The sequence below is a fragment of the Arthrobacter senegalensis genome, assembly GCF_059091765.1.
Map to the genome: position 1 here is coordinate 232,582 of NZ_JBNHGZ010000004.1, position 26,776 is coordinate 259,357.

The 26,776-nt window shown below is 66.4% G+C and carries 23 protein-coding genes; 11 read left to right on the forward strand and 12 right to left on the reverse strand.

Going from position 1 to position 26,776, the window contains the following annotated elements:
• Nucleotides 1-61: 61 nt before the first annotated feature.
• Complete coding sequence (locus tag AC5RVG_RS13980) at nt 62-2,098, forward strand: M1 family aminopeptidase (RefSeq protein WP_494014290.1); 2,037 nt, start codon at nt 62-64, stop codon at nt 2,096-2,098.
• A 100-nt stretch (nt 2,099-2,198) separates the two neighbouring features.
• Here the strand turns inward: AC5RVG_RS13980 and AC5RVG_RS13985 are convergent, their stop codons facing one another.
• From AC5RVG_RS13985 to AC5RVG_RS14010, 6 genes are all read right to left on the reverse strand, one after another.
• On the reverse strand, nt 2,199-2,450 hold the full coding sequence (locus tag AC5RVG_RS13985; protein WP_494001353.1) for an SHOCT domain-containing protein: 252 nt from the start codon (nt 2,448-2,450) through the stop codon (nt 2,199-2,201).
• Nucleotides 2,451-2,627: 177 nt separating this feature from the next.
• Entirely contained in the window at nt 2,628-3,611 is a 984-nt protein-coding gene (locus tag AC5RVG_RS13990) for a hypothetical protein (protein WP_494014291.1), read from the reverse strand.
• Entirely contained in the window at nt 3,608-4,516 is a 909-nt protein-coding gene (locus AC5RVG_RS13995) for a hypothetical protein (RefSeq protein ID WP_494014292.1), read from the reverse strand. Before AC5RVG_RS13995 ends, AC5RVG_RS13990 begins: the two co-directional genes overlap by 4 nt.
• Before the next feature lies 1 nt (nt 4,517).
• The gene (locus tag AC5RVG_RS14000) at nt 4,518-5,201 is read right to left on the reverse strand and encodes a signal peptidase I (protein WP_494014293.1); all 684 of its coding nucleotides are present in this window, start codon (nt 5,199-5,201) and stop codon (nt 4,518-4,520) included.
• 11 nt (nt 5,202-5,212) lie between these two features.
• Nucleotides 5,213-5,788: a SipW-dependent-type signal peptide-containing protein gene (locus tag AC5RVG_RS14005; RefSeq protein ID WP_494014294.1), complete on the reverse strand. Its 576-nt coding sequence runs from the start codon at nt 5,786-5,788 to the stop codon at nt 5,213-5,215.
• Nucleotides 5,789-5,869: 81 nt separating this feature from the next.
• Entirely contained in the window at nt 5,870-6,409 is a 540-nt protein-coding gene (locus tag AC5RVG_RS14010; protein ID WP_494014295.1) for an alternate-type signal peptide domain-containing protein, read from the reverse strand.
• Between the two features lie 376 nt (nt 6,410-6,785).
• Here AC5RVG_RS14010 and AC5RVG_RS14015 point away from each other — a divergent pair, with 376 nt between their 5' ends.
• Entirely contained in the window at nt 6,786-7,625 is an 840-nt protein-coding gene (locus AC5RVG_RS14015) for a response regulator transcription factor (RefSeq protein ID WP_494014296.1), read from the forward strand.
• Here the strand turns inward: AC5RVG_RS14015 and AC5RVG_RS14020 are convergent.
• On the reverse strand, nt 7,592-8,056 hold the full coding sequence (locus AC5RVG_RS14020; RefSeq protein ID WP_494014297.1) for a hypothetical protein: 465 nt from the start codon (nt 8,054-8,056) through the stop codon (nt 7,592-7,594). The two genes, AC5RVG_RS14015 and AC5RVG_RS14020, sit on opposite strands and share 34 nt — an antisense overlap.
• Before the next feature lie 190 nt (nt 8,057-8,246).
• Here AC5RVG_RS14020 and AC5RVG_RS14025 point away from each other — a divergent pair, with 190 nt between their 5' ends.
• Entirely contained in the window at nt 8,247-8,603 is a 357-nt protein-coding gene (locus AC5RVG_RS14025; RefSeq protein ID WP_494014298.1) for a hypothetical protein, read from the forward strand.
• 7 nt (nt 8,604-8,610) lie between these two features.
• Here AC5RVG_RS14025 and AC5RVG_RS14030 read toward each other — a convergent pair whose 3' ends face one another.
• Complete coding sequence (locus AC5RVG_RS14030; RefSeq protein ID WP_494014299.1) at nt 8,611-9,027, reverse strand: MarR family winged helix-turn-helix transcriptional regulator; 417 nt, start codon at nt 9,025-9,027, stop codon at nt 8,611-8,613.
• Nucleotides 9,028-9,146: 119 nt separating this feature from the next.
• Between AC5RVG_RS14030 and AC5RVG_RS14035 the strand changes: the two genes are divergently transcribed.
• Complete coding sequence (locus AC5RVG_RS14035) at nt 9,147-10,928, forward strand: ABC transporter ATP-binding protein (RefSeq protein WP_494014389.1); 1,782 nt, start codon at nt 9,147-9,149, stop codon at nt 10,926-10,928.
• A gap of 12 nt (nt 10,929-10,940) precedes the next feature.
• On the opposite strand, the gene mfd is transcribed toward AC5RVG_RS14035, so the two are convergent.
• Nucleotides 10,941-14,555 (reverse strand): transcription-repair coupling factor, encoded by a 3,615-nt coding sequence (mfd, locus tag AC5RVG_RS14040; RefSeq protein ID WP_494014300.1) that lies wholly within the window; start codon nt 14,553-14,555, stop codon nt 10,941-10,943.
• A gap of 150 nt (nt 14,556-14,705) precedes the next feature.
• On the opposite strand from mfd, the gene AC5RVG_RS14045 reads away from it, so the two are divergent.
• Together AC5RVG_RS14045 and AC5RVG_RS14050 are read left to right on the forward strand one after the other, a co-directional pair.
• Nucleotides 14,706-15,206 (forward strand): DUF2505 domain-containing protein, encoded by a 501-nt coding sequence (locus AC5RVG_RS14045; protein ID WP_494014301.1) that lies wholly within the window; start codon nt 14,706-14,708, stop codon nt 15,204-15,206.
• Nucleotides 15,207-15,222: 16 nt separating this feature from the next.
• The gene (locus AC5RVG_RS14050) at nt 15,223-15,444 is read left to right on the forward strand and encodes an SCO4848 family membrane protein (protein WP_494014302.1); all 222 of its coding nucleotides are present in this window, start codon (nt 15,223-15,225) and stop codon (nt 15,442-15,444) included.
• A 71-nt stretch (nt 15,445-15,515) separates the two neighbouring features.
• Here the strand turns inward: AC5RVG_RS14050 and sufU are convergent, their stop codons facing one another.
• Complete coding sequence (gene sufU, locus AC5RVG_RS14055) at nt 15,516-15,977, reverse strand: Fe-S cluster assembly sulfur transfer protein SufU (RefSeq protein ID WP_494014303.1); 462 nt, start codon at nt 15,975-15,977, stop codon at nt 15,516-15,518.
• Nucleotide 15,978: 1 nt separating this feature from the next.
• Nucleotides 15,979-17,295, reverse strand: coding sequence for a cysteine desulfurase (locus AC5RVG_RS14060; RefSeq protein WP_494014304.1), 1,317 nt, complete (start codon nt 17,293-17,295; stop codon nt 15,979-15,981).
• Between the two features lie 256 nt (nt 17,296-17,551).
• Between AC5RVG_RS14060 and AC5RVG_RS14065 the strand changes: the two genes are divergently transcribed.
• The gene (locus AC5RVG_RS14065) at nt 17,552-19,195 is read left to right on the forward strand and encodes a RecQ family ATP-dependent DNA helicase (protein ID WP_494014305.1); all 1,644 of its coding nucleotides are present in this window, start codon (nt 17,552-17,554) and stop codon (nt 19,193-19,195) included.
• A gap of 52 nt (nt 19,196-19,247) precedes the next feature.
• Here the strand turns inward: AC5RVG_RS14065 and AC5RVG_RS14070 are convergent, their stop codons facing one another.
• Nucleotides 19,248-22,157, reverse strand: a complete 2,910-nt coding sequence (locus AC5RVG_RS14070) for a PKD domain-containing protein (protein WP_494014306.1) — start codon at nt 22,155-22,157, stop codon at nt 19,248-19,250.
• 245 nt (nt 22,158-22,402) lie between these two features.
• On the opposite strand from AC5RVG_RS14070, the gene AC5RVG_RS14075 reads away from it, so the two are divergent.
• The 4 genes from AC5RVG_RS14075 to AC5RVG_RS14090 are packed head-to-tail and all read left to right on the forward strand — an operon-like array spanning nt 22,403 to nt 26,766.
• Nucleotides 22,403-23,275, forward strand: a complete 873-nt coding sequence (locus AC5RVG_RS14075; RefSeq protein WP_494014307.1) for a hypothetical protein — start codon at nt 22,403-22,405, stop codon at nt 23,273-23,275.
• Between the two features lie 23 nt (nt 23,276-23,298).
• Nucleotides 23,299-24,672 (forward strand): O-antigen ligase family protein, encoded by a 1,374-nt coding sequence (locus AC5RVG_RS14080; protein ID WP_494014308.1) that lies wholly within the window; start codon nt 23,299-23,301, stop codon nt 24,670-24,672.
• The gene (locus AC5RVG_RS14085; protein WP_494014309.1) at nt 24,669-25,907 is read left to right on the forward strand and encodes a hypothetical protein; all 1,239 of its coding nucleotides are present in this window, start codon (nt 24,669-24,671) and stop codon (nt 25,905-25,907) included. The genes AC5RVG_RS14080 and AC5RVG_RS14085 overlap by 4 nt, the downstream gene beginning before the upstream one ends.
• Nucleotides 25,908-25,914: 7 nt before the next feature.
• Nucleotides 25,915-26,766, forward strand: coding sequence for a sulfotransferase (locus AC5RVG_RS14090; RefSeq protein WP_494014310.1), 852 nt, complete (start codon nt 25,915-25,917; stop codon nt 26,764-26,766).
• Nucleotides 26,767-26,776: the final 10 nt, after the last annotated feature.

Here is a 26,776-nt window from a genome sequence, read left to right on the forward strand (position 1 = left end):
GAAGCCGCCGACCCCGCATATCCACGGGTCCGTGCAGCATTGGCCGATGGGGGGACGTTGCATGATGGCTCGGAGGGGTCTTGCCCTGGTTGCGGCCGCGCTCGTTGGTGTGTCCGGCGTGGGCCTGTCTGTCGCCCCGGCCGCAGCAGCACCCGATCCCGGCCGGCACGTCTTCGAACCCGGCTCCGCCACCCTGCATGACGAGTATTTCCCTGACGCCGGGAACGGCGGCTACCAGGTGTCCCACTATGGACTGGATCTGCTGTACGACCCGCCCACGGACCGGCTGGAGGGCACCGCCACGATCACGGCACAGGCCACGCAGAACCTTTCGGCGTTCAGTCTGGACCTGGATGGCTTGGCCGTCGACTCCGTCAGCGTCGACGGGCGGGACGCACGGTTTGTCCGGACCGGCACCAAGCTCGCCGTCACCCCCATCCGGGGTGTCCCGAACGGCGACCGCTTCACCGCGGTCGTGGCGTACTCCGGCACCCCCCGAACCCTCGCCCTCCCCGGTCCCGCCGGGTTCATCCATACCGACGACGGTGCCCTCGTCACCGGCCATCCGCTGAGTGCGCCAACTTGGTTTCCGGTGAACAACCATCCCAGCGACCGTGCCGGCTACACCTTCAGCATCTCGGTGCCCGACGGCTGGCAGGCGGTGGCCAACGGCTTGCCGGACGGCAGGGAGGCCGAGTCCGGCCGCACCGTCTACACCTGGAAGGCCGACGAGCCGCTGTCTCCGCATTTGGCGACCATCGCCGTCGGGCACTTTGACGTGGCGGAGCGCACCAAGGGCGGCATCAGCTACGTGGACGCGATGGATCCGGTGTTGAAGGAGGCGGTGGTCCCGCGCAACGGCGACGGGCTTGCCTGGTCGCAGAGCGACAATGCCAGCTACAAGCGGCTCACCCGCACGGTCAGTGTCCCCCCATCCGGCGGTGAACTCTCGTTCTGGATGCTGCGGGACACGGAGCCCGGTTGGGACTATGCCTTCGTGGAGGCGCGCACGCCCGGCGGCAGCGATTGGACCACGCTGAAGGATTCCACCGGACTCGCGAACGACGAAACGGGTAATTCCTGCCCGGCGTGGCATCACGTGCACCCCTTCCTGAAGCACTACCAGACGGACGACGGCGGCGGTTCCTGCACCGCAGAAGGCGCCACCGGCCAATGGTGGGCGGCCACCGGCGCCAGCGACGGCTGGGAGCACTGGGAGTTCGACCTGGCAGATTACGCCGGCCAGGATGTGGAGCTGTCCATCACCTACGCCAGCGACATCACGGGACAGAACGACGGGGTCTTCGTCGAAGACATCAAGGTGCCGGGCGGCGGAGGGTCCACGTCCTTCGACAGCGACGGCGACCGCTGGGACGGCTGGAAAGCGCAGCCTGAACCGGACGGCAGCCCGGAGAACGCGAACGGCTGGACGGCCGGGTCCGCTGCTCCGCCGTCGCAGGCGTACAGGATCCAGCAGTCGCTGGACAGGCAGCCGCAGATCATGCAGTTCCTGTCCACCGTGTTCGGCAAGTATCCGCTCAAGAGCGCCGGCGGCATCATTGACCGTGCCGAGGACCTTGGCTTCGCCGTTCAAATGCAGGGTCGGCCGGTCTACCCCGTGGACGGCTTCTACAGCGAGGCCAGCGGAAATGCCATGATCGCCCGGGAGTTGGCGCACCAGTGGACCGACTCGCAATTGCCTCCACCGCGGTGGCAGGACAGCTGGCTCAACCAAGGCCTTGCTACCTATGCCGAGTGGCTCTGGAACGAACAGCAAGACCTGGGCAGCGCCGATGACACGTTCTATTTCTACGCCGGCATCCCGGCCGACGACGACTTCTGGCAGGTGCGGGTGTCGGATCCTGGCGTCGATCAACTTTTCGCCGGTAATGTCCAGACCCGGGCCGCCATGGCGCTGCATGCACTGCGGGAAACCGTGGGCGACAGAGACTTTTACAGGCTCCTGAAGACCTGGGTCCGGAACGGATCGGGCAAGCCGGTCGATTTCGAAAAGCTGGCCGAGGATGTCACTGGCAAAGACCTCGCTGCACTCTTCAAGGCCTTTGTATCGACGGCTGGGAAACCAGGGGTTTTGTAGCGGCAAGGCGTCGCGGAGGGCAGGCCGGGAGCCACCTGTCAGCGACTCCATTCACCGGCTAGCCGTCTCCGGCTAACGGTCCTCGCCTGGCCGTCTGCTGCTAGCGGTCTTCGCCGAGGACGCGCAGGCCTTCTCGGTAGGCATCTGCCGTCAACTCGCCGCGGGCGAACCTTTGGTCGAGGATCTGTCGGGCGGTGCTCCGCCGGTGCGACTGCTGTATTTGACCGCCTGCTGCTGCCAAAGCATCTTCCACGTCGCGCGGTCTCAGCCCCATGAACGCACGTATCACCAGGACGGCCAGCAACGCCACAATCGCCAACAACAGCAGCCCAAACAGCCATGCCAAGCCCATATCTACCATGATGAAAGCACCCCTTCGATCACGACGGAACGATGGCTTTTCTACTCCGTTCCCCTAGGGTCAGGATACGCGTCCGGTCCGACAACCAACAGGGACGGGTACACCGAAGCGCCGCCTGTCTTCAGGGTTTTTGGCAGGCCGACATTCCGAAGCCCGGGGGCATTCCTACTACTCCGGCGAGGCAGCCTCATGGAGTGTCGTGCCCCATGGGAAATACTTCAGGGTCTTGTAGACGGGATCGCCGGCAACAGTTCCGTTCATGGGCTGGATCCGCAAGCGGTAATCTGCAAAGAATTCACCGCCGGTCTGGGAGAACGGCAGCTCAAAGTCGGCGCTGGTCGCCTGCACCCTCGTTTCAGCGCCCCAGCCGTTGGCGCCCTGCAGGGACACCTCGTAGGAGGTCGCGCCGGCCGATTCGTTCCAGCTGAAGGACACGTGCCGGCGGTCGTCGGCGGGCGCCCTGACTGCGTGCTTCACACTCGTCAACAGCCCCAGGGGCGGATGCTGTTTGGCGTCGTAGTAGCAGTTTTCCACGTTTGAGTGCTGGTACTCGTACGCCAAGTAGGCAGCATCGCCGGCGGAAGTCCCGTTCATCGGCTGGACCCGCAGGCTGTAAAGCCTGTAATAGGGTGCTTTTGTCCCGGCACCGTCGAGCGGATTGCCCAGGCGGTCGGAAGGAATGCGAGGCCTGCTGAAGGTGACCGATTCCCCTTTGACCTCGGCCGCAAGGTTGTAACGCGGATCGTCCGAGGTGAGCGTGACGTTGTAATGCGTGACGCTTGAGGCTCGGCTCCAACTGAAGGTGACGTCGACCTTGTCGCGGTTCTCCAACTCTGCCTTGGTTTTCCCCACCACGCATTGCACGGATTTCCTTCCCGGCCCTATGGGGCGGGGCTTTAGTTGGGCGCCGGCCACAACACGGGCAGCCCCGGATCCGGGCGGCGGCCCTGGCACCGGCCCCACCGTGATGTTCAGGGTGGCGGTGGCCGTCTGCTGCCACTTGGCCGCGGCGACGGGCACGCCGGCGCCGAGCAGAATGACCAGGAAAAATGCCACCAAGGCCGGCACAAAACCGGGCAAAGCCCTCAACCGCATCAGAAAACCAGGGCCTCCAGCGGAATCCGGCGCGTCGGGGTCTCGAGGTGTGCTCATGAACGCTTCCCTCGTTTCATCAGGACCAGGAACAGAATTCCCATCAGGCCCAAAGCCACCGCCAGCCACCCGCGACTGTTGGCGGACACGTTGCCCGCAATCCAGGTGGCCGGCTGACTTGCGCGACCTGTTTCAGTCGCCGGCGCACCCGCCTCGGTACCGGGCAACGGGAACTCCTGGTCTTCGGCATCGGCAGTCACGACGGTGTCGAGGGCATGTTGGCCGTGCGGCTCACTGGGGCGGGTGGCGTCTGTACCGTTTCCGGTCAAGCCGGCGGCGCCCGCGCGACCGAGCCCGCTGACGGGACCGGCAGCCGCCTCGTCCGGCGGCGGGCCGCTCGGGTTGGATCCGGTGCCTGCGGGGCAGGCGGCGCGGGCCGCCTGTCCTCCCGCCGTCGCCTGCAACGTCACGGCCACATCCACGTCAGCGGTCTTGAGCCGGGTTTCGTTCGCAGCCTCTTGGTCGAGGCGCAGTGTCATGTCCAGGTGCAGGATCTCCCCCGCCTCGAGAATCCAGACGGTGTTAATACGGGAACAAGACCACGGCCCGGTCAGCGAGGCTTCGACGGCAGGTTCCTCGCCTGACTCGACCTGCAGGACCAGATTCCTGGCGATCTGCACGTCGGCGTCGCCGACGACGCCGGCCACGGTCAGGGCTCCGGCGTCACTGCCGTTGTTGCGAATCCACAGGCCGGCCGTCATGGATCCGCCGGGCACCAGCGGCGCATTCTGTTCAAACAACGGTGCCTGAAGCCGCGGTGCGAAATCCCGTCCGTCCAAGCTAATTTGCAGACGTTCATCGCCCGCGAATGCCGGACTGGCCGGCGCCAGAACCAGGAGGATCAACAGGACCGAAACCGAGGCGCGCCAGACACAGGGCCGTGGTTCCTTTCGTCCGGTCATCACGCTAAATCCTGTTCTGTTCCCTGAGCGAACGGCGGGTCGGCAGCGCTTCCGTCTGGGACACGGCAGTGGTGCCGGCGCGGGCGTGGAGGTTGTCCCGCGCGTCCGTCTCCGGCTCGTTGTCCCCTCCTGCCGGATTGGACGGGGCCCCGGGGACGGCATCTGAGCTGCCTTGTTGTCTCCGCTGGCGGAGCCCGCGAAGCATCGCAAAGCCGCCATAGGCAATGAGCGCGAGGGCTGCAATCTGAACGAGGCTGCCGCGCCCGCCTTGTCCCATGGCGCTGGCAACATAGCCGACCGAGGGCACGGCATAGAACAGTTTGCCGCGGACCTGCACTTCCATGACGGGCATTTCGTCCTCCAGGGAGTTGTTATCCCCCTTGGTCACCAGCAGCCGCTCACCGTCCTGCGCCGTGATGATAGCGGTGACGCGGTGGGTGACGACGACGGGGCTGTTGGATTCCACCTGGTAGGTGATGACGTCGCCGGTACTCAGCTCTGCGAAAGGGACAGGCTTCACCACCAGGAACGTGCCGGGCGCGTATTTGGGCGCCATGGAGTTCGTCAGCACCGTGTATGTCTGAGACCCGGTAACCAGAGGTATAACGACCAGTACCAGTGCTGCCAGGGTTACCGTCAGGAAGGCCAGGTAGGCAAGTCCCCTGCCGATCAGGCGAACAACATGCATGGGCTTCTCTCTCACATCTGAGCGGCAGACAACGGAATGGAAATCGCTGTAGACGAACCCTCCAGTGCGGCAGGCACGTCATCGGCGAGTTTCACCTGGAAACAAAAGGCGCCCGCTTGCCCCTTGGCCAGGCGGAACGAAGGGAGCACTTCGGGGGCGGCCGCAAAAAGGGCGGGATCCGAGCAGGAGGCGAGATTTCCCGCAGCCGCGGATCGGACCTTGAGAAATTTGCCGAGCTCCTGCGATTCCACAATCGGCGCTACCGCCACCTTTGCCTCGACAGTGAAATCCGCACTTGCGTTGGTCTCGTTCGTCATGACGATGCCGGCATAGACAGTTCCGCCCGGGAGCAGGGCGCCCGCTGGCTTCGTGGCCAGTGCCAGCGTCGCCGGAGCACCGTTGGCCAGCGTCATATCCATGTGCCGGCTTTCGTCCCCGCTGAGGGTGACTGTGAAGTCGGCGGCCTGGACGGTGCCGGCATCGGCCGACACGCTCGCATTCCAGAGGGCATAAGTGACTTGAACGGCGAGCAAACCCAGAAAAACCGCACCTGACATCAGCGCCGCTGCCGTCGCAAAACGCCGCATCCAACTCCCCCCTGCCTCCCACTTGGCTGGAGCCGATGCCCAGCGGCCTGCTGACGGTCAAAACAAGGCAACCGGCACCCGCTACTTCACGGGCGTAGGCGTAACCTGCTCAAGCTTGAATGCCACGTTGCTGAAGTCATACTTCGCGTTCACGCTCTGCCTCTGTGCAGTGTCCGCGTTGAAGGTAAAACTCACGGACGCTGTGATGCCCTCGACCGATTTCGAGAGGACGTTGGTCAGGTCAACGCCTTCCTTGGCCAGGGTGACTTCCGGCTTATTGATCGTCCCGTCGACGAAGGCTGCGTCGAGAACGTTCTGCCCGTTTTTCCCGTCCACGCTGAGTTTTGCCTTGAGGGCGTTGCCCTCCAGAACAACGTCCAGGTTCTGCTTGTAAGTCAGGGTCTCGCCGGGAACGATTCTGTGGGTTGCGAGGTCCACGGGGGCTTCCATCAGGTTGCTCGTCCAGATACCCGGCCCGGCTTTCAGGTTGAGGTTACCGGCCTGGATCGTGCCCATTTGTGCGGTCTGGTCCGCGTTCCAGGCTGCCAGCGTTCCGCCGCCGCCGAGGAGCAACAGCGCGCCGGCGCCGATCGCAATAGTGCCCTTAACCATCTTGTTCATCTTCGACCTCATGCTGTGCTGACCCGGTAGGACGTTCCTCCCGCTGCTTCAACTCTCATCGGCACAACCAAAGATGAACGGTTGCATGAGCCAAAGGTTCTCGAAATTCGTGGCTGGACGGCCGTGCGAACCTCAAGAATCACCTCCAACCTCAAGATCATGGAGTCCGAAGAGGATCGGAACACGCTGCAGACGACAAAACGCCGGCCCCCACCGTCCTACGACTGTCAGGCACCATCGGCCACGCGAGGGGTTGAACGTTACAAGGGAGCAGGGCATCGTAGCTAGGAAGGAGCCTGAGAGCTGGCCCACATATCGGCTCAAGCGTTCTTCGACTGCACCGCAGGAATCGGCAGACGCACAAGAAATGGGATAGATGGACACTCCGCAAGTAGCCGTTGTCATAGAAGACGACCAAGACATCCGGCGGCTCATCAGCAGTGTCCTCACCCAATCCGGTTTTTCGGTTCACGCTGCCGCCAGTGGCCAGGAGGGCGTAGCTGCGGTGAGGAAGTACTGTCCCAGCATCGTGACCCTGGACGTGGGGCTGCCGGACTTTGACGGTTTCGAGGCCGCACGGCAGATCCGCCTTTTCAGCGATGCCTACATCCTCATGCTCACGGCGCGGTCGAACGAAATCGACACCGTGTTGGGGTTTAAATCAGGCGCGGACGACTACATCAACAAACCGTTCCGACCGTTTGAACTGCGTGCCCGGGTTTCGGCCATGCTCCGCCGGGCCCGCAATACCGGGCCGCTGTCATTGCAGCCTCCTGCGGCCCTTGCAGTACCGACGGCTGTCCCTGCCGAGCAACCCGCGGCCCCCGCCCTTCGGCCGGCCACAGGAAAGGACGGCGGTGCCGCCGGCGCTGTTGCGCTCGGCACGTACGACCACAACGGCCTCTCGTTGGACTATCCGACCCGCACGGTGACCGTGGACGCGGCCGCGGTGGAGTTGACCCGGACGGAATTCGAATTGCTGTTGACCCTCATGGACGGCGGCCGCACCGTGCGCAGCAAGCAGGACTTGGTGCGGCGCCTGCGGTTTGAGGAGTTTGACACGGGCTCCTTCGTGTCGGAGGCCGACGAACGCGCCGTCGAGGTCCACATGGCCAACCTGCGCCGCAAACTCGGAGATGATCCGCGTTCGCCCCGGTGGCTGGAGACCGTTCGCGGATTCGGTTATCGGATGGCCCCGTCGGCTGTCGCCAGGTAATCGGCAGCAAGGCGCCGCATCGTCTCGTCGCCGCAGCTTCCGATCGGGTCCAGCAAATCCCGCGCGGTCGCCAAGCCATGCCGGTTTCCCTCCGCGAATTCGGTGGCCAGCCTTTGAACCTGCCGGCCCCAAAACGACAGCCGCAGTGCCCCGGCTACGCTGCTGGCAGTCTTGAGGCTCAGGGAAACATCCATGACCTTGTCCAGATCCTGTTCCTGGACCGCCTGGACCAGCCGCGTCCTCCGGAAATCCCACATGTCAATGTAGTCGGCCACGAACCTGCGGCAGGCGTGTTCGTCCCTCAGGTCCCTCGCCAGGGCATGCAGCACCGGCATCGAGACCACCGGCAGTTCGCAGGCGGCCAGGAGGAGGGACACCGCGGGTCGGCCAGAGCCCGTCTCGCGTAGGCGGGGCTGGTCAGGAAAACTCATAGGTGCCAGTCTGGCCCCGGCAGCTCAGGAAGCCGGGCGGCGCAGCCCGAAGATCGGCCAAAGGAAAGCTGAACGAGGCGGCAGGCCGACACGACAAAGGAAGATGCCCGGATTTCCGCGCCGGCTACCTAAGATGGCTATGCCACGTCTGTGCGTACCACACCCGTTCCTGATGGCTGAAAGGCCAGTAATGCCCAATCCTGCCCAAGACACTCAACTGCCGAGCCGGCGCGACGTTCGCACGGGGGCAGCCGAGCCCGCGCCGCCGACGGGCATGATTCCGGTGATCCCGCTCGTGTCCAAGCCGTCCGGTGACCCGTATCCCGCCCGGCGGGAGTTGCGCACCGGCCTCATCCAAGTAGTGGCACCGGCGGACGGTCAAGCGGCCGGTCCTGCGAAGTATGTGCGCATCGAGAAGCCGCAGTCCGGTATTCGGTCCGCGCAGCGCCCCAAAGCACCCCGAAAGACGGTCAGGACCGCCTGGGTCGCCAGCACCGTCGTCGTGCTGGCTGCCGTCGCCGTCTTGTGGTTCGCGTTCTTGCGGTAGGCCCTTCCTAGTCCTCCCCCGACGTGAGCTTGGCCAGGAGTGCAGCAAGTTGGGAGCGCTCGGCTGCCGTCAGGGCGCCAAAATACTTCTCCGCATGCCTCACTTGGACCTCCCGGATGGCCTGTCCTATCTCCCGCCCAGCCGCGCTCAGGACGACCACCGTGGCCCTGCGGTCCGCCGGATCAGGCTCCCGCGAGCACCAGCCCCTCTCCTGCAGGCCATCGACGATGTCCGTCGCCGACCGCGGTGCTATCCGAAGCCGCTCGGAAAGTTCACCCAACCGCAGCGGGCCGTGCTGGCGGAGCATGCGCAGTGCCCTCGCTTGTGACGGGGCGACGCCGAGCGGGGCCATGCCCTCCCGGGCGCCCCTCCTGAGTTGACGCGACACTGCCCAGAACGCGTCCAGTAAACTTTCATCTGCCACGGGAATAGGCTACCAAGTTTTCCTGTTGTAACCTCATATTGAGGTAACCTCAGCAATGCGGGCGGCGCACGTTGCCCCCTTCATCACGGATCGAGGTGGTTCCGACGGAAACCTTCGGAATGCCCGCCGGCCGCGGGCCCGTAAGGGAGCCGACGGCCGCAGAAAAAGAACAAGCCCGGCACGTACCGCTAAAGCGGATCGCCGCCCTGTTCCGCCCGTACCGGGGACAACTGGCCCTCGTCACCTGCATCATCGTCGCTTCCTCTGCCGCCGCCATGGCCTCGCCGTTCCTCCTGCGCGCGGTGATCGACACGGCCCTGCCCCGCCAGCAGCTCCCGCTGCTGGCTTGGCTGACCGCCGGGATGCTGGTTGTCGCTGCGGTCACGGCCCTGTTCGGCGTTTTGCAGACGTGGATTGCCACCCGGGTGGGCCAACGCGTCATGCACAGCCTGCGGACCGAGGTCTTCGCGCACCTCCAGCGCCAGTCCGTCGGCTTCTTCACGCGGACACGCAGCGGGGAAATCCAGTCCCGCATCACACACGACATCGGCGGCATGCAATCGGTGGTCACCTCGACCGCAACAGGGATTGCCACCAACCTGACCACCGTCGTCGCCACGGCAGTGGCCATGGCGGCGCTGTCCTGGCAGCTGTCACTGATCTCGCTGCTGGTCATGCCGCCGGCCGTTGTGCTGACCCGCAAGGTGGCCAAGGTGCGCCGGGAGCTGACCGCGCGCCGCCAGCGGGAACTGGCCGACATGAATGTGACCATCGAAGAATCGCTCTCGGTCAGCGGAATCCAGCTGAGTAAGACGCTGGGCACCGCAGACGACCTGGCCGCCCGGTTTTCCGCCTCGTCGGAGCGGCTGACCGACCTGGAACTTCGTTCCGAATTGGCCGGGCGCTGGCGGATGGCAACCATGAGCATCATCTTTGCCGCCGTCCCCGCCGTCATCTACTTCGCCGCCGGCCTGCCGGGGGCGGCAGGGAACATCAGCATCGGCACGGTAGTGGCGTTCACGGCGCTGCAGGGCGGCCTTTTCCGGCCGTTGCTCGGACTATTGAACGTGACGATCACCGTCACCAGCTCGTTGGCGCTCTTCGCCCGGATTTTCGAGTATCTGGACCTGCCGGTGGAGATCGCCGAGCCAGCCTCCCCCGCCCCGGTGGATCCGTCGAAGGTCGCCGGCCATGTCCGCTTCGAGAACGTCAGCTTCAGCTATCCGGACAGCGGGACACCGGCCATCGAGCATGTGGACCTGACTGTCCCCGCCGGTTCCACCCTGGCCCTGGTCGGCCCGACCGGATCCGGAAAGAGCAGCCTGGCCGCCCTGGTGGCCCGCCTACAGGATCCGACGGAAGGTCGCGTCACCATCGACGGCGTCGACCTCCGCTCCCTGCGCCTGGCCGACCTGGCCGCCATTGTGGGAGTGGTCAGCCAGGACACCTATTTGCTCCACACCACGGTGCGGGAGAACCTGCGCTACGCCAAGCCGGATGCCAGCGATGCCGACATCGAGCAGGCCGCACGGGACGCCCAAATCCACGACCACATCGCGGCGCTGCCGGATGGTTACGACACCGTCGTCGGGTCCCGCGGGCACCGGTTCTCGGGCGGCGAGAAGCAACGGATTGCCATCGCCCGGACCCTGCTGCGCAATCCCCCGGTGCTGGTGCTGGACGAGGCAACCAGCGCACTGGATACCCAGACCGAACACGCTGTCCAGCAGGCCTTCGACCGGCTGGCCGCCGGCCGCACCACCATCACCATCGCCCACCGGCTCTCGACTGTTCGGAATGCCGACCAGATCGCCGTCCTCGAGGCCGGCCGGATCGTCGAACAGGGAACGCACGAGTCCCTGCTCGACGCCGACGGCCGGTATGCGGCGCTGGCGGCCTAGCCACCCGCGCCGTTACTCCTTGAACACCGCGTCGATGACGCCCTGCGCCCATTCAAGGATGGCCAGGTCGGCCAGGTCCTTGCCGCCGATCCGGGCGGTCTTTGGCTTGGGGACGAGGATGAAGTCCAGCGCCGGCTTCACCTGCGACCCGGGGTACATGCGGTTCAGCCGCATCACCTTGGACTCCGGCAGCGCCGCGGGCGCGAACTTGATGAAGTTGCCCTGCACCGCCACGTCGGTCAGCCCGGCGGCGCGGGCCTCGACGCGGAAGCGCGCCACCGCCACGAGATTCCGGACGGGCTCGGGCAGCTCGCCGTAGCGGTCGGTGAGCTCGGCCACCACTTCGTCGATGGCTTCGTGTGTACTTGCCTGGGCGAGCTTCCGGTAGGCCTCCAGGCGCAGGCGCTCCCCCGGCACGTAATCGTGCGGCAGGTGCGCGTTGACGGGCAGTTCGATCTTCATTTCGGCGACCTTCTGCTCCGTTTCGCCGCGGAAATCCGCCACCGCCTCGCCGACCAGCCGGATGTAAAGATCAAAACCGACGCCGGCAATGTGCCCGGACTGTTCCCCGCCCAGCAGGTTGCCCGCGCCACGGATCTCCAAATCCTTCAGTGCCAGCTGCATGCCCGCGCCCAGCTCGTTGTGCGCGGCCACGGCTTTCAGCCGCTCGAGGGCAACTTCGCCCAGTGGTTTCTCTGCGTCGAACAGGAAATAGGCGTACGCCCGTTCCCGTCCGCGGCCCACCCGCCCGCGCAGCTGGTGCAGCTGGGAAAGGCCGTACCGGTCCGCCCGGTCAACGATCAGGGTGTTCGCATTGGAAATATCCAGCCCGGTCTCGATGATCGTGGTGCAGACCAGGACGTCAAAGCGCTTCTCCCAGAAGTCAACAATGATCTGCTCCAGCCGTGACTCGCTCATTTGCCCGTGCGCCACTTCCACCCGCGCCTCGGGCACCAGCTCCCGGATCCGCGCCGCCTGCCGCTCGATCGACGACACCCGATTGTGCACGAAGAAGACCTGGCCCTCGCGCATCAGCTCGCGCCGGATGGCAGCGGTCGTCTGCTTGTCGGTGTACGGGCCGACATAGGTCAGCACCGGATGGCGCTCCTCCGGCGGGGTGGCCAGCGTGGAGGTCTCGCGGATGCCGGTCAGGGACATCTCCAGGGTGCGCGGGATCGGCGTCGCGGACATGGCCAGGACGTCCACGTTGGTGCGCATCTTCTTCAACGCTTCCTTGTGCTCGACGCCGAAGCGCTGCTCCTCGTCCACGATGACCAGTCCCACGTCCTTGAACTGGACCTCCTTGGACAGCAGCCGGTGCGTTCCGATGACGACGTCGATGCTGCCGTTCTTGATGCCTTCCATCGTGTCCTTGGCTTCCTTGGGGGTCTGGAAGCGGGACAACGCCTTGACCCTAACGGGGAACCCGGAGAAGCGTTCGCTGAACGTCTCGAAGTGCTGCTGGGACAGCAAGGTGGTGGGAACCAGGACGGCGACCTGCTTGCCGTCCTGGACCGCCTTGAACGCGGCCCGCACCGCGATCTCGGTCTTGCCGTAGCCCACGTCGCCCGAGATCAGCCGGTCCATCGGGACTTCCCGCTCCATGTCCGCCTTGACCTCGTTGATGGTGGTCAACTGGTCGGGCGTCTCGATGTAGGGGAAGGCTTCTTCCAGCTCGCGCTGCCACGGGGTGTCCGGTCCGAAGGCGTGCCCCCGGGAGGCCATCCGGGCCGAGTACAGCCGGATCAGTTCGCCTGCAATCTCCTTGACCGCCTTGCGGGCCTGGCTCTTGGTCTTGGCCCAATCGGAGCCGCCCATCTTGGACAGGACGGGGGTCTCGCCACCCACGTACCGGGTGACCTGGTCCAACTGGTCCGTCGGCACGAACAGCCGGTCCCCGGGGGCGCCGCGCTTGGACGAGGCATATTCCAGCACCAGGTATTCGCGCATGGCCTTGGTGGGTCCGGCACCGGTGGAGCGCTGCACCAGTTCAATGAACTTGCCCACGCCGTGCTGCTCGTGCACCACATAGTCGCCCTCGGTCAGCTGCAGCGGATCCACGGCGTTGCGCCGCCGCGACGGCATCTTCCGCATGTCCTTGGTAGAGCGTGCGGTGGCCCGGCCCAGCAGGTCGGCTTCGGTCAGCAGGCCGAGCTTCAGCCCGTCGAAAACGAATCCCTTGCCCGTGCTGGCCGTGGTGATTTCGATGATCCCGGGCTGCGGCTCGTTCTCCAGCGATTCGACGCGGGAGGCCGGGATCTGGGCATCGTGGAAGAGTTCGGCCATGCGGGCGGCGGGGCCCGGGCCTTCGGTCGCCACGACCACACGCCACTGGTCGCGCACGCGGGAACCGATGAACTCCATCATTTCGGCCACATCGCCCTGGTAGCCCCTGGGTTCCCTGGCCGCGATGGTCAACGTGTCGATGTCCAGCACCGTTTCGTCGTCCGGATTGAACGAAGTGATGGACCACCACGACACCTGCTGTTCCGCGGCCGCAGCCCGGGTGTCCCCCAGCGACCGGAAGCCGGCCTGCTCCAGATCCCCCTGCAGCGCCAGGTCCAGCGGTGCGTCCCCGCCCTCGGAAGCCGTCGCCCACGCGGCGGCCAGGAACTCGTCGTTCGTCGTCTCGAGGTCATGGGCGCGGCCGCGCACCTTTTCCGGTTCGATGACGACGGCGATGGAACCGGGCGGAAGCTCCCCGATGAACGGCACCATGGCGTCCACCAGCACCGGCGACAGCGATTCCATGCCTTCGACGGCGACGCCCCCGGCGATCTTCTCCAGCATGTCGGCCGCCGCCGGCATCTGCCCCTTCAGTTTGGCGGCGCGGCTCATGACCGAAGGCGTGATCAACAGCTCCCGGCACGGCGGCGCGTACAGCTGGGCGGGGTGCTTGACGTTCTCCCCGGCCAGGGAGCGCTGGTCGGCAACGGCGAACCAGCGCATCGATTCGACCTCGTCGCCGAAGAACTCGATCCGGACCGGGTGGTCGTCAGTGGGCGAAAAGACGTCCAAGATCCCGCCGCGCACGGCAAACTCCCCGCGCCGGCTCACCATGTCCACCCGGGCGTAGGCGGCTTCGGACAACCGCCGGACCACGTCGGTGAAGGCGACCTCGTCGCCCACCGTAAGCGAGACAGGCTGCAAATCCCCCAGTCCCTGCACGAGCGGCTGAAGCACCGCGCGCACCGGCGCCACCACCACCCGCAGCGGCGCCGCCCCGTCGTCGTGCTTCAGCCGGCGCAGCACCGATAGCCTGCGGCCCACCGTGTCCGACCGCGGCGACAGGCGCTCATGCGGCAACGTCTCCCAGCTGGGGAACTCCTCGATCGACTCATCCGGCAAGTAGCTGCGCAGCGCCGCCGCCAGGTCTTCGGTTTCCCGCCCGGTCGCCGTCACCGCCAGCACGACGCCGGGCCCGGACCCGTCGCCCGGCGCGGCCCCCTCGCCGGCGCCCGCCTCCAGCCCTTGCACCATTTCGGCCAGCAGGGCGGCCCGCAGCCCGGGCGGCGCACCGATCTGCAGATCCTCGCTGCGCTCTGCCACGGGCCGGGCCGACTGCAGCCGTACCTTCGCGAACGATTCGTCTTGGGCGAGGGCTGTGCGCAGTCCGTTCAGGCTCATTGTGTTCCATCTTCTTCCGGTCGGGCGCAACACGAATACCCTCCAGTTCGGCGCACCTGGATCCGGCGCAACTGAGGGTCAGGGACCAACTTTACCGCGCACAGTAGGATGGATGCTGGCCCAACCAGTTCCGACAAACCGGGAGTCTTCATGGCGCTCAGCGCTTCCACCACCCTGCCCTATCCCGCAGCCAAGGTCACCGAAACCTTCACCGACGAGGCGTTCCTGCGCCACATCAGCGAGTTGGTCGGCGGCACGCTGGAGTCCGTGCAGCGCGACGGCGATGTTGCGGGCGCCTTCACGCTGACCGTGGTCCGCAAGGTTCCCAGCGCGCGGCTGCCGGAGATCGCGAAGAAGATGCTCGGTGACTCGCTCACCGTCACCCAGACCGAACGGTGGCAGGCGCCGGCGGCCGACGGTTCCCGCACCGCCGACGTCAGCATGAAGGTGGCCGGTGCCCCGGTGGACGTCACCGCGGTCCAGCAGCTCGTGGCCGACGGCGGCTCCACGCGGGTGGACCTCAGCGGAGACGTGAAGTCTTCGATCCCGTTCCTGGGCGGCAAGATCGCCGCCGCCGCCGAGCCGATGCTCGGCAAGGCCTTGAACATCCAGGCGCAGCAGGCCGAGGCCTGGCTGTCCGGCCGCGCCTGATCCGGGAGCCGCTGCAGTGAATATTCCGGCTGTCCTGGCCTGGGTGCTGATCCTTGCCGGCGTCTGGGCTTTGCTTGTCTGGGCCCCGCATCTTGTCCGTGTGTGGAAGGATCCCCGCTCCACAGACGACAAGGGCGCCATGACCCGCTACTTCACCATGGAATTCATGAAGGCGACCACCTCCATGATCCTGGGCATCGCCACGCTGGTGATCGGCGCCCGCGGACTGGCGGGCTAGGCACCACGCTTAGAGGCCACAGGAGGGGCCGGGCGGCGCATGACGCGCCGCCCGGCCCCTTGTGCATCCGGTCAGTTCGCCGCCAGCAAGGCTTCCTCCAGCGCCACCCAGGCGAGCATGGCGCACTTCACCCGCGCCGGATACTTGGAGACGCCGGAAAACGCGGCCGCATCGCCGAGGATTTCTTCGTCGGCCTCAACACTCCCCCGCGAGCGCATCAGTTCGCGGAAGCTGTCCACCACCTTCAGCAGCTCCTCCCGCTCCATGCCCTGCGCCAGGTCGCTCAGCACCGACGCGGAGGCCATCGAGATGGAGCAGCCCTGCCCGTCCCAGCTGACGTCGGAGAGCATGGTCGCGGCGCCGTCCTCGTGCACGGCGGCGCGGAGCGTGATTTCGTCGCCGCAGGTGGGGTTGAGCATGTGCGACTCGCCGGACTTGTCTCCCGGCGGCGGATCCGCCAGGGGCGCCCCGTGCCGTTTCTTGGCGTGCTCCAGGATGATCTGCTGGTACAGCTGCTGCAGTTCAGCACTCACGTCAGTTAACTCCAAAGAACGGGCGGACCCCGGCGACGGCGTCCAGGAAGGCGTCGACATCGTCGGTGGTGTTGTACAGATATGTGCTGACCCGGGTGGTGGCCACCAGGCCGAGGCGCCGGTGCAGCGGCTGCGCGCAGTGGTGGCCGACGCGCACGGCGATGCCCTTGTCGTCCAGGAACTGGCCGACATCGTGGGCGTGGACCCCCTCGACGTCGAAGGCGGCCAGACCGATCCGTTCGGCCCCGGCGGCCGGGCCGAGCACCCGGACACCGTCGACGGCGGAGAGTCCGGCCACCAGCCGCTGCCCCAGTTCGGCCTCCCAAGCATGGATCCGGTCCATGCCCGTCTCCTGGAGGTAGTCGACCGCCGCGGCCAACGCCACCGCCTGCGAGATGCGCTGGGTCCCGGCTTCGAAGCGTTGCGGGGACGGCAGATAGTCTGCCTGTTCCATGGTCACGGTGGTGATCATGGAGCCGCCGGTCAGGAACGGCGGCATGGCGTTGAGCAGCTCCGCCTTGCCGTACAGCACGCCGATGCCGGTGGGACCGAGCATCTTGTGCCCGGAGAAGGCGGCGAAGTCCACGTCCAGCGCCTTCACGTCCACGGCCATGTGCGGCACTGACTGACAGGCATCGAGCACGACGACGGCGCCCGCCTTGCGGGCAAGCTTCACCAGGTCCTCCACCGGGTTGATGGTCCCCAGCACATTGGAGGCATGGGTGAACGCCACAACCTTGGTGCGCGGGCCGATGACGTGCGCCGCCTCGTCGAGGCGCAGCGCACCGGCGTCGTCCACCGGGATGAAGCGCAAGGTGGCGCCGGTGCGGAAGGCGAGCTCCTGCCAGGGGATCAGGTTGGCGTGGTGCTCCATCTCGGTAACCACCAGCTCGTCGCCGGGCCCCAGCGCGAAACGCGACGCGGCCGCCCCGCCGCGGCCGGCGCTGGCGTTGGAAAAGGCATAGGCGACCAGGTTGATGGCTTCGGTGGCATTGGAGGTCCAGACCACCTCGTCGATGCCGGCATTGATGAAACCGGCGACGGTTTCCCGCGCGTTCTCGAAAGCGTCGGTGGCGGAGACGGCCAGCATATGCGCACCCCGGTGCACAGCGGCGTTCCGCTGTTCGTAGTACTCCTGTTCGGCCTCCATGACGGAGAGCGGATTCTGCGAGGTGGCGCCCGAATCCAGGTACACCAGCGGCGAACCGTTCACCTGCTGGTCGAGGATGGGAAAGTCGTTGCGGATGCGCCGCGCTTCAGCGTTGTCGATCATGCCGGCGGCATGCTTGAGGGTTGCGGGGGTGGATACCACAGACACCTGGGGTGCTCCTTGGATCGATGGCTGGAACCGGTTTGTCCCGCTATTGGCCGACAATACGCAAGACAAGTCTGCGCTAATCATCCCACTTCAGCGGGTGCGGGGTCACCTGAGCCATGCCTTACCCGCGGGCCCCGGTCACCGCGGGCGGCGGCGAAACTGTCGTCGGTCCGCCCTTATCGGCTATATACAAACCCCTGCGGATTCGTTAGAAACGAACTGGAACCCCGTCATTGACCCGACCTGCAGGAGCCTGATGCCCGAACATTCCCAAACGCCCGACCACGACGAATTGCGCAAGGTGGCCGAAGAATCCTTCGGCTGGGACGTCCTCCGCGAGGGGCAGTTGGACGCCATGGCGGCGGCCGCCCGCGGTGAGGACGTCCTGGCCGTGATGCCCTCCGGGCACGGAAAGTCCGCCATCTATCAGGTTCCTGCCGTGGCGTTGCCGGGCACCGCCGTCGTGATTTCTCCGCTGATTGCGCTGCAACACGACCAGGTGGATGCCATCAACGCCGATCTGGGCGCGCAGCGGGCCTTCGCGGTGAATTCGCACGTGAGGTCCTCCGCGGAACGGGCGGCGTGGGACGCGGTGGCCGGCGGGGAGGCGAAGTTCCTGTTCCTGGCGCCCGAACAACTGGCCCGTGAAGAAACCCTGCGGCGGTTGGCCGAACAGGACATCTCGCTGTTGGTGGTGGACGAGGCACACTGCATCTCGTCCTGGGGACACGATTTCCGGCCCGACTACCTGATGCTGACCTCGGTGGTGAAGCGGCTGGGGCACCCGCCGGTCGTCGCGCTGACCGCCACCGCATCACCGCACACGCGGACGGAGATCGTCGACCGGCTGGGCATGCACGACCCGTTCATCAACGTGCAGAGTTTCGACCGGCCGAACCTGCACCTTCAGGTCCTGCGGCATCACGAGGACGGCGGCAAGCGGCGGGCCGTGGTGGACCAGGTGGCAGAACTCGGCGGGCCCGGCCTGCTGTACACGGCCACCCGCAGGGACACCGAGAGATACGCCGCCGAGCTGGCCGAGCGCGGCCTGCGGACCGACGCCTACCACGCAGGCCGGACGGCCGCGGACCGGGAGGCGATCCATGAGCGTTTCCAAGCGAACGGGGTGGACGTGGTCGTGGCTACCTCCGCCTTCGGCATGGGGATCGACAAGCCGGATGTGCGGTTCGTGGTGCACGCCGACATCCCGGATTCGCTGGACAGTTACTATCAGGAGATCGGCCGCGCAGGCCGGGACGGGGAACCGGCGCGGACCATCTTGCACTATCGGTCCGAGGATTTGGGCCTGCAGCGGTTCTTCGCCGGCGGCGCCCCCGACCCCGATGAGCTCGCGGGTGTCTTCAGCGCCGTCCGGGACCACGGCCCCCTCCGGCCCGCGGCGCTGCGCGAACACACCGGCCTGTCGCAGCGGAAACAATCCCGCCTGCTCAACTTCCTGGAGCACAGCGGCAGCATCACCGTGAACCGCAAGGGCTACCGGGCGGTCGGCGGCGCGGACCCCGCTTCCGCCGCGGAAAAGGCACTGGCAGAAGCCGACGCGCGGCACCGGATCGACGAGTCGCGGATTGAAATGGCCCGCGGCTACGCCGAGACGGATCACTGCCGCCGCGACTGGTTGCTGAACTACTTCGGCGAGGAGACGGACGGCTACTGCGGCAATTGCGACAACTGCGAGGCCACGTCCGAAACGGAGGTTGAAGCGCGGGAAGCTGAGATGCCGGAGGGCTACGAGATCCAGCGTCCGGTGAAGCACCGCGAGTGGGGGCCCGGCATCGTCATGGGCACCCAGCCGGACCGCATCACGATCCTGTTCGAATCGGTCGGCTACAAGGACATCGCCCTTTCGGCCATCGAGGCGGACGACGGCCTATTGACATAGGCAGACCCCGCCGGCTGGTGAGCCGGCGGGGTCTGTTTGCTGCCAGTTGTTGCTACGGCGTCGCCGGGCGGATGACGATGGTGCCCATGACGGCGTTGGCGGTGGCGCTGTCAGCGGTAGCGGTCAGGCCACCGGCCCTGGTACCGGACACCGGGCCGTTGCTGTCGGCGACCAGCCAGCTCAGGTGTCCGGTGCCCGTCCCGGCGCCGGTCTGGCGGATCGTCACGCCGGCAGGTGCCGTCCAGGACGTCGTCGAAGCGGTCTTATCCGCCCAGTACGACAGAACCCAGTCACCGGCCGCGGCAGTCATCACCGGAGTGGTGTGGGTTGCCCGGCTCACGGTTTCCCGCTCGAACCCGAAGGACGCGGCACTGATCTGTGCCCCGCGGTAGGCCGAGACCGCCAGCGAACCACGCGCCCAGTCGGCGGTGCGTACCGTCACCGTCGCCCCGGCATCCTGCGCCGTGGCAACCTTCGAGTACAGCACCGAGCGCATGGACGTCGTCCCTACCTCCGCAGTCAGGGTCCACCCCGCCGGCGGCGTCAAACCGACCGTGGCCGAGTTCGCCGAGAACGCCGCGACCAGCACGTCGCCGGCCGCTACCTGCGCCGGCAACTGAACGCTGTGGTTCATGGCCGAGCCGGTATTGGAGCTGGCCACCGAACCCACGAACGCAACCTTGGCGGACGGATCGGGCTGCGAGGAACCCGATACGGTCACCGTCCGGGTCACCGACGCGGTTGCACCGGCGGCATCCGTCACCGTCAGGGTCACCCCGTAACTGCCAGCCGCGGTGAAGGTGTGCGAGAACACCTCGCCCGTGGCCGAAGGTCCGCCCGCGACCCGCCAGGCATGAGATGCGATCGTACCGTCAGGATCGGATGACCCCGAGCCGTCGAAGACGCAGCTCAACCCGTTGCACTCCGCCGTGAACGACGCGACCGGCGCCTGGTTCTGCGGCGGAGCGGACGTGCTGGTTCGTGCGATCAGCGACCGGGCGGCCCAGTTAGCGCCGTCCAGGCCCGGGCCGCTGACCGCCGCGGTGGTGCCGGACACCCGGCCATCGCGGCCGACGGGTTCGGTCCAGTTCACCGCATTGAGGTTGCCGTTGGCGGAGGCCCAGTACAGGGTGTTTCCGGCCAGGAACATGCCGCTCACGTTGCGCCAGTCCACGCCGGCGGCTGCGCCGGTGATGACGTGCTGCTGGGCGCCGATGGTGCCGGTGTCCAGTTCGAAATACCGCATGTACAGGTTGGGCTGGCCCTGGACGGTGTAGTACATCCGTCCGTTGGAGTAGAACAGGCCGGTCATGCCCTGCAGCTCCTGGCCCAGGTTGGCCAGTTTGTAGCTGGAGGTCTGCCGGCCGAACGTGGCCAGGTCGGTCCTGTCCAGGTTCCGCAGGTTGACCTGCTCGGCCGCGCCGATCTGCGTTCCGTTGAAGGACCGCTTTTCCATGGTCCCGTTGGCCATGGCCAGGTAGAGCGAACCGCCGGCCACGAAGCCGCCGCGAACATTGGCCCAGTCCACGTTGCCGGAGGGCACCCCGGTGACCGGAGTGGCCCTGCGGCCGTCGAAGTAGACCTGCTGGACAGCGCCGGATCCCGACTTCAGGACATCCACGGGAAGCCGCGGTGCGCTTGCCGTAGCCGCCGCATAGCCGCCTGCCAGCGGGAAATGCGCGATTCTGGCCCGGTACTGGGAGTTGGCGATGCGATCGGTGTCGGACCCGACCCACAGGCCGGTGGCCGTGGCCAGCAGGTCGAAGACTCCACGACCGCGGTCACGTCCGGGATTCCACGCCAAGGCCATGCCGTTGGCGGAACTGATGACGCCAATGCCTTCGCGGACTTCCGCACCGGGTCCCGCCGCGTCACCCACGAACGGATTGTTCGTCCAGCGGTTGTGCCCGCCGAAGTAGATGTGCGCGCCGACATGCTCCAGGGCATAGATGCTGTCGCCGCCGACCCAGTTGATCCAGGTCGGGTCGAGCTGCTGGCCGGAGGCGGCGGTGTCCCAGCGCGCGATGCTGTCGCAGAGGCTGGGCGGACCGGAGCCATAGCCGCCAAATGTCGAGACTGCCAGGTTTGACCCGTCCGGGGCGAAGTCCAGATCGTTCACATAGTAAGCCCGCTGGAAGTTGCAGCGGGCATCGTAGCGGTCCGTGTGCCAGTTTTGGTCCACCGTAGCAGTCGCACCGGCGAGATTGATTTTCGCGATCTGGTTTCGATCCGCCCCGTTGACGGTGGCGAAGTGCCCGGTGATGAACATGGTGTTCCCGTCCGGGGTGGTGTCGAACTTGTGCACGAAGACGTTGATCCCGGCGTCGCCGGTGCCTGTCGCGCCGCCGACGAATTCGAAGTTTACGGTGGGACGCAGCGCGCCGGACGATGCATCCAGCTCGGCTAGCTTGCTGCGTTGCTGCCCGCCAATGCTGTCGAACTCACCCCCGATGAACAGCCGGTTCCCCACCAACTTCATGTCGTGCACGACCGAGTTGATCTGCCCCGGATTGAAGCCGGTGACGCGGGCCCCGTTGCTCACCGAGAGCCTGGTGACCTTCTGCACGCTGGCCCCGTTCAAGGTTCCGAACTGCCCGCCGACGTACACGGACTGCCCGTCCGCGGATGCCACCACGCTGCGGACCGTGCTGTTGAAGTCCGGTGCGAACGAGTTGCTGATCGCGCCGGTGTTCTTGTTGAACGCGACGATGCGGTTGCGGACCAGTTCCGGGCCTCCCGTGCTCGCCTGCACCCGCGTGAACGAGCCGCCCAGGATGATCATGTCCCCCGCTTCCGCGATGGAGAACACGATGCCGTCGAGCACGTGCGGCGTGTAGTTGACCGGGTTCGCCCGCACCACCTGGGTGTGGCTAACGTCGGCGGCCACGGCCGCCCCGGTCGTTGCCAATCCCATGCCGGCGACCAGCAGTAGTCCCGTAAATATGGATAAGAGTCTTCGCATTGTTTATTCCTGTTCTCCCCCGTTTCCGCTTTCGCGGCGGAATAGCTGCGGCCCCTCATTCGGTATCCCGGACATGCAAATCGGGATCAAAGAAAAGACCCTAGGCTGCACCAATATTGCCGGGGATCAAACAAACGGGAAACACTCGGCGGGGGCCTGCGGCTACCAGTTCTTCTTTCGCACTACTCGAATTCCCCTTGTCCGCTACGGGCCGAATACCCGGTCTTTCCCACCCCGGTAACGGTGTGGGAAAGAGTCGGGTATTTGAAACCTTTTTCTTCCCACATGAAGGCCATACGATCGGGTCAGCTTCGTTCCCCGGCGCGTTGGCTCCGGGGTACGCCAGCCTCGTTCTTGAGGTTCATCTGGGGGGAAGAATGAAACGAACGATGGCCCGTGGCTGTGCCGCGCTCGGCCTGGTTGTGGCCTTGTCCGCGTGCAGCGGTGGTGCCGATCCAGCGGCGGCCGACCTGCCCACCGTGGGCGGGAGGGCAAGCGGGACTCCGGCCAAGGCAACACAGCCCGGCAGCGGCAACAAGGAGGAGGCGACGGCGAAACCGTCGCCCTCGGCCACGGCAGATGCCGCCAAGAAAAAAACGCCTGACCCAGCCGCCAAGAAGGACAGGCCTGACGCTGCCGCCCCAAAGGATCCACTGGCTGAACTCGACCTCAACGACCACGGCAACCTGCCGGCGGAAGTCGGGGAGGCGGGAGTGCTCGGCGAACCAACCGGCAAGAAGTTCGCCGAGATGGAGGCCAGTGAAATCCAAGCCGATTTCACGTGCACGGCGGACACCGCCCTGCCGAGCATCAACGGGCAATTCGTTGCCATCCATTTCTCGGTGAAGGCCCACCCCGAGCTGCCCGAATCCGGCTGGCCCTATTTCGCCATGTCGGTGCACGACTTCCGTGCCTGGGACGGCGACGGCGAACAGGTGGTGGATCCAGTCGGCAACAGCGCGGGCTGCGTGCCCGAGGCCGATCTACTGCCCAACCCGGTGAATCCCGGCGGTGACGCCGAGGGGCTGATCATCCTCGATGTCCCGGAGGGCAACGGCTCGGCTTCGTTCCGGATGGGCGGCTTCGAGGGCGCTTACGGCTGGGAATGGTCCTGGTAAATAACGGCACAGGGGGCATCTTGATGTTGGGGGCAAAAAATCGGGTGGCGCTGCATGCGTGGCCCTTCGTGCTGTTCTTTGCCGGTTTTCCCGTGTGGTGGCTCCTGGGATTCGGGGTGCTGGGTTTCCTGCTGATGGCGGCTCCCCTGGGCTATCACCTGCTGCGACGGCGCGCAGTGCTGCTCCCGCACGGTTTCGGGATCTGGTGGTTGTTCCTGGCGGTGGCTGCCATCGGCGTCGTCGTGCTCTGGATTCCCGTCCCCGGGCTGCTGCCCGAAGAAGGACCCGTGCGCTTCCTGCCGTGGGCCTACCGTATGGCGTGGTTTGTGGCGGTAACCATCGTCATGCTTTACATCGGCAACACCTCCGAGCGGGAACTTCCCCGCAGGCGCATCGTGCTGCTGATGGCATGGATGTTCGTCATCACCGTTCTCGGCGGATATGCCGGACAGTTCCTGTCGCGGCTGGACTTTCCGTCACTGCTCGAGGCGGTACTGCCGGCCCAGCTGGCCTCGAACGCGTTCCTGAACGGCCTGATCCACCCCGGCCTGGCCCAAGTGCAGGGCATTCTGGGATTCGACAACCCGCGGCCGAAGGCACCGTTCGAGTATGCGAATTCCTGGGGCGCAAACTTCGGCATGTTCCTGCCGTTCTTTATGCTCTCCTACGCGTACGTGCGGAATTGGTGGCAGCGCGCGCTCTGGGCCGCGGTATTGGTGGCTTCGGTGCCGCCGGTTGTCTTTTCGCTCAACCGCGCGCTGTGGCTCGGTCTCGCCGTCCTGGCCCTGGCGGCCGGGATACGGATGGCGGTGCGCGGCAAAGTGGTGGTTCTCATTGCGATGGCCGCCGCATTCGTGGCCGCCTTGATGGCGGTGCTGCTGACTCCTTTGGGCTACCTGGTGCAGGCACGCCTGGAAAATCCACACAGCAACCAGGGCAGGTTCAATCTGGCCAAGCGAAGCATCTCCACCATGCTGGAACATTCGCCCGTCATCGGCTTTGGCGCCCCGCGGACCCAACAGAACAACTTTTACTCCATCGCGGCCGGCGCAACCGCCGATTGCAGCCAGTGTTCGCCGCCGCAGCTGGGCACCCAAGGCGCGCTCTGGTACCTCATCTTCTGCACGGGGGTACTCGGTGCGTTCCTGTTCCTCTGGTTCATCTTCCGGAGGTATTTGCCCTCGCTGCGGACACGCGACCGGGACTCGGCCGCCATGCTCTACGTCTTCCTCTTTTTCCTCTGCGTGCTGCCGTTCTACGACACCATCGCCGCCCCGCTGATGACCCTGATGATCGGCATCGGCCTGCTGTGGCGGCGGGAACTGGAGCAGCAGCCTCCGCCCCACCACCCTTTGGCCACCCGCCGCAAGCAGCCAACGAAAGAGCCGGTTTCATGAAAACAATCCGCAACAGCCCGGCGCTGGAGGACCTGGTGTCCACCGTGGAGCAGTTGTTCCCGGATTCCAGCGTCAGCGCCGGCCCCGTCGGGCCCGGACGGCACGCCTTCCGCCTGGTTCCCGGCCCGCGACGGCCGCGCCTGCTGGTGCCGGCCCACTCCAGGGCGGCGGCAGTAGACGCGGTAAACCGCCCCAGCGCCAATGACTCGTTCAGCCGTTCGGCGCAGCGGTGGCTGCTCGCCAAGCTGCTGACGTCACCGGTCGGCGGGGCGCTGATGCCCTACGGGCTGAACGTCTCCCCCGGGTCCGGATCCATCAGCGACTACTTGGCCGACGTCGTCGGCGCCCCGGTGATGCTGTCCCTCTCCGTAGGCTCCGCGAGGGCGAACCGGAAACCGGTCTTGAACGTCCACACGGCAGACGGGCGGGAGATTGGATTCGCCAAGGTGGGACTCAACGGCTTGACGAACGCCCTCGTGGACCATGAGCACAGCGCGCTGCGCGCCTTGGCCAGTCACCGGTCGGCCTCTTTCGCAGTGCCCGAGGTGATTCACCACGGCAACTGGCGCGGCAACGCGGTCTTGCTGATGACCGCCCTGCGCGCCGACAGGCGGCGGGTACAGAACGGGGTCCCGGTTGCGGCGGCGGCCGCTATCGCTGCAACCGGTACCATCGGATCCTGCCCCGCCGAGTCGGGCCCTTGGTTCACCGGGCTGCGGCGGGAGCTGACGACGCTGCACGGCACGAGCGAGAGCGTGCTGCCGGAGCTGGCCGATGCCTACGGCGAGCGCTTTGCAGGCCTGGACGTGCCCCTCGGAGCGTGGCACGGCGACTTCGGCGCCTGGAATCTGGCTGCCACCGCCGGAGCGCCCCTGGTCTGGGACTGGGAACGGTACGCTCACGACGTCCCGCTGGGCAGCGACGTCGTTCATTACCTGGTCCACCCGGTGTTGCGGGCGGTCGACCAGATGGCCGCCGCGCGCAGCTCTCTCGGCGTCGACTGCCGTCCGGCGCTGGCACAGGCAGTCGCCCGCAGCGCCGGGCCGGACCCCGCCCGCGACCCCGCGGTACTGGACGCGCTGGTACTGGGCTACCTGCTGACCATCACGGCCCGGTTCACTCTCGACAGCCTGACCCCTGACGGGGCTGCGGTCCGCCCGTTGGCACGCTGGCACCAGCGGGTGCTGGCGGACCGGCTGGAGCATCCCGCCCTCACCACCCTCGGCAAGAAATGAGAGATCGATGACCCTGACCGAACGGCTCAACGGTTCCGCCCGCGCTGCTGCCCGCACCGCGGCCACCTCGGTGGGGAGGCTCAGCGCCGATTACCGGATGCGTCCGTCGTTCCTGATCGCCGGCGCCCAACGCTGCGCCACCACCAGCCTGTTCCGCATGTTGGCCCAGCACCCTGGCGTGCGCCCGCCGCTGCTCAACAAGGGCATACACTTCTTCGACACCGCGGACCGGTTCCGGCGCGGGACGCGATTCTACGCCGGGCATTTTCCCCTGCTCCGCGCGCGTGGGCAGGAGATCACCGGCGAAGCCAGCCCGTACTACCTCTTCCACCCACTGGCACCCGGACGGATTGCACAGGAGCTGGGACCGGTGAAAATTATCGTGCTGCTGCGCGACCCGGCCGAGCGGGCGTTCTCCGCTCACAAGCAGGAGTACGGCCGGGGATTCGAGACCCTTGGCTTCGCCGAAGCACTGGCAGCCGAACCGGGGCGCCTGGCCGGTGAAGAAGAACGGATCGTCGCCGACCCGGGCTATCAGTCGTTCGCGCACCAGCATCACGCCTACCGTGCCCGTGGCCGGTACGCGGCACAACTGGAGCGCATGTTCGACGCCGTAGGGCGGGAGCACGTACTGGTGCTGGACGCCGACGACTTTTTCCAGCCGGGGCTGCCGCAGTGGGACAGATTGCTGGAGCACCTCGGGCTGCCGGATTGGCGCCCTCCCGCGGCCGTGCATTCCAATTCCCGTCCCAGCCGGCCGATGCCGGAGCGATTGCGCAGGCAGCTCCGCGACGATTTCGTTGACGACGACGAACGGCTCGCCCGGCTGCTGGGCGTCACTCCGAGCTGGCGCAGATAGCGGTGGCCGA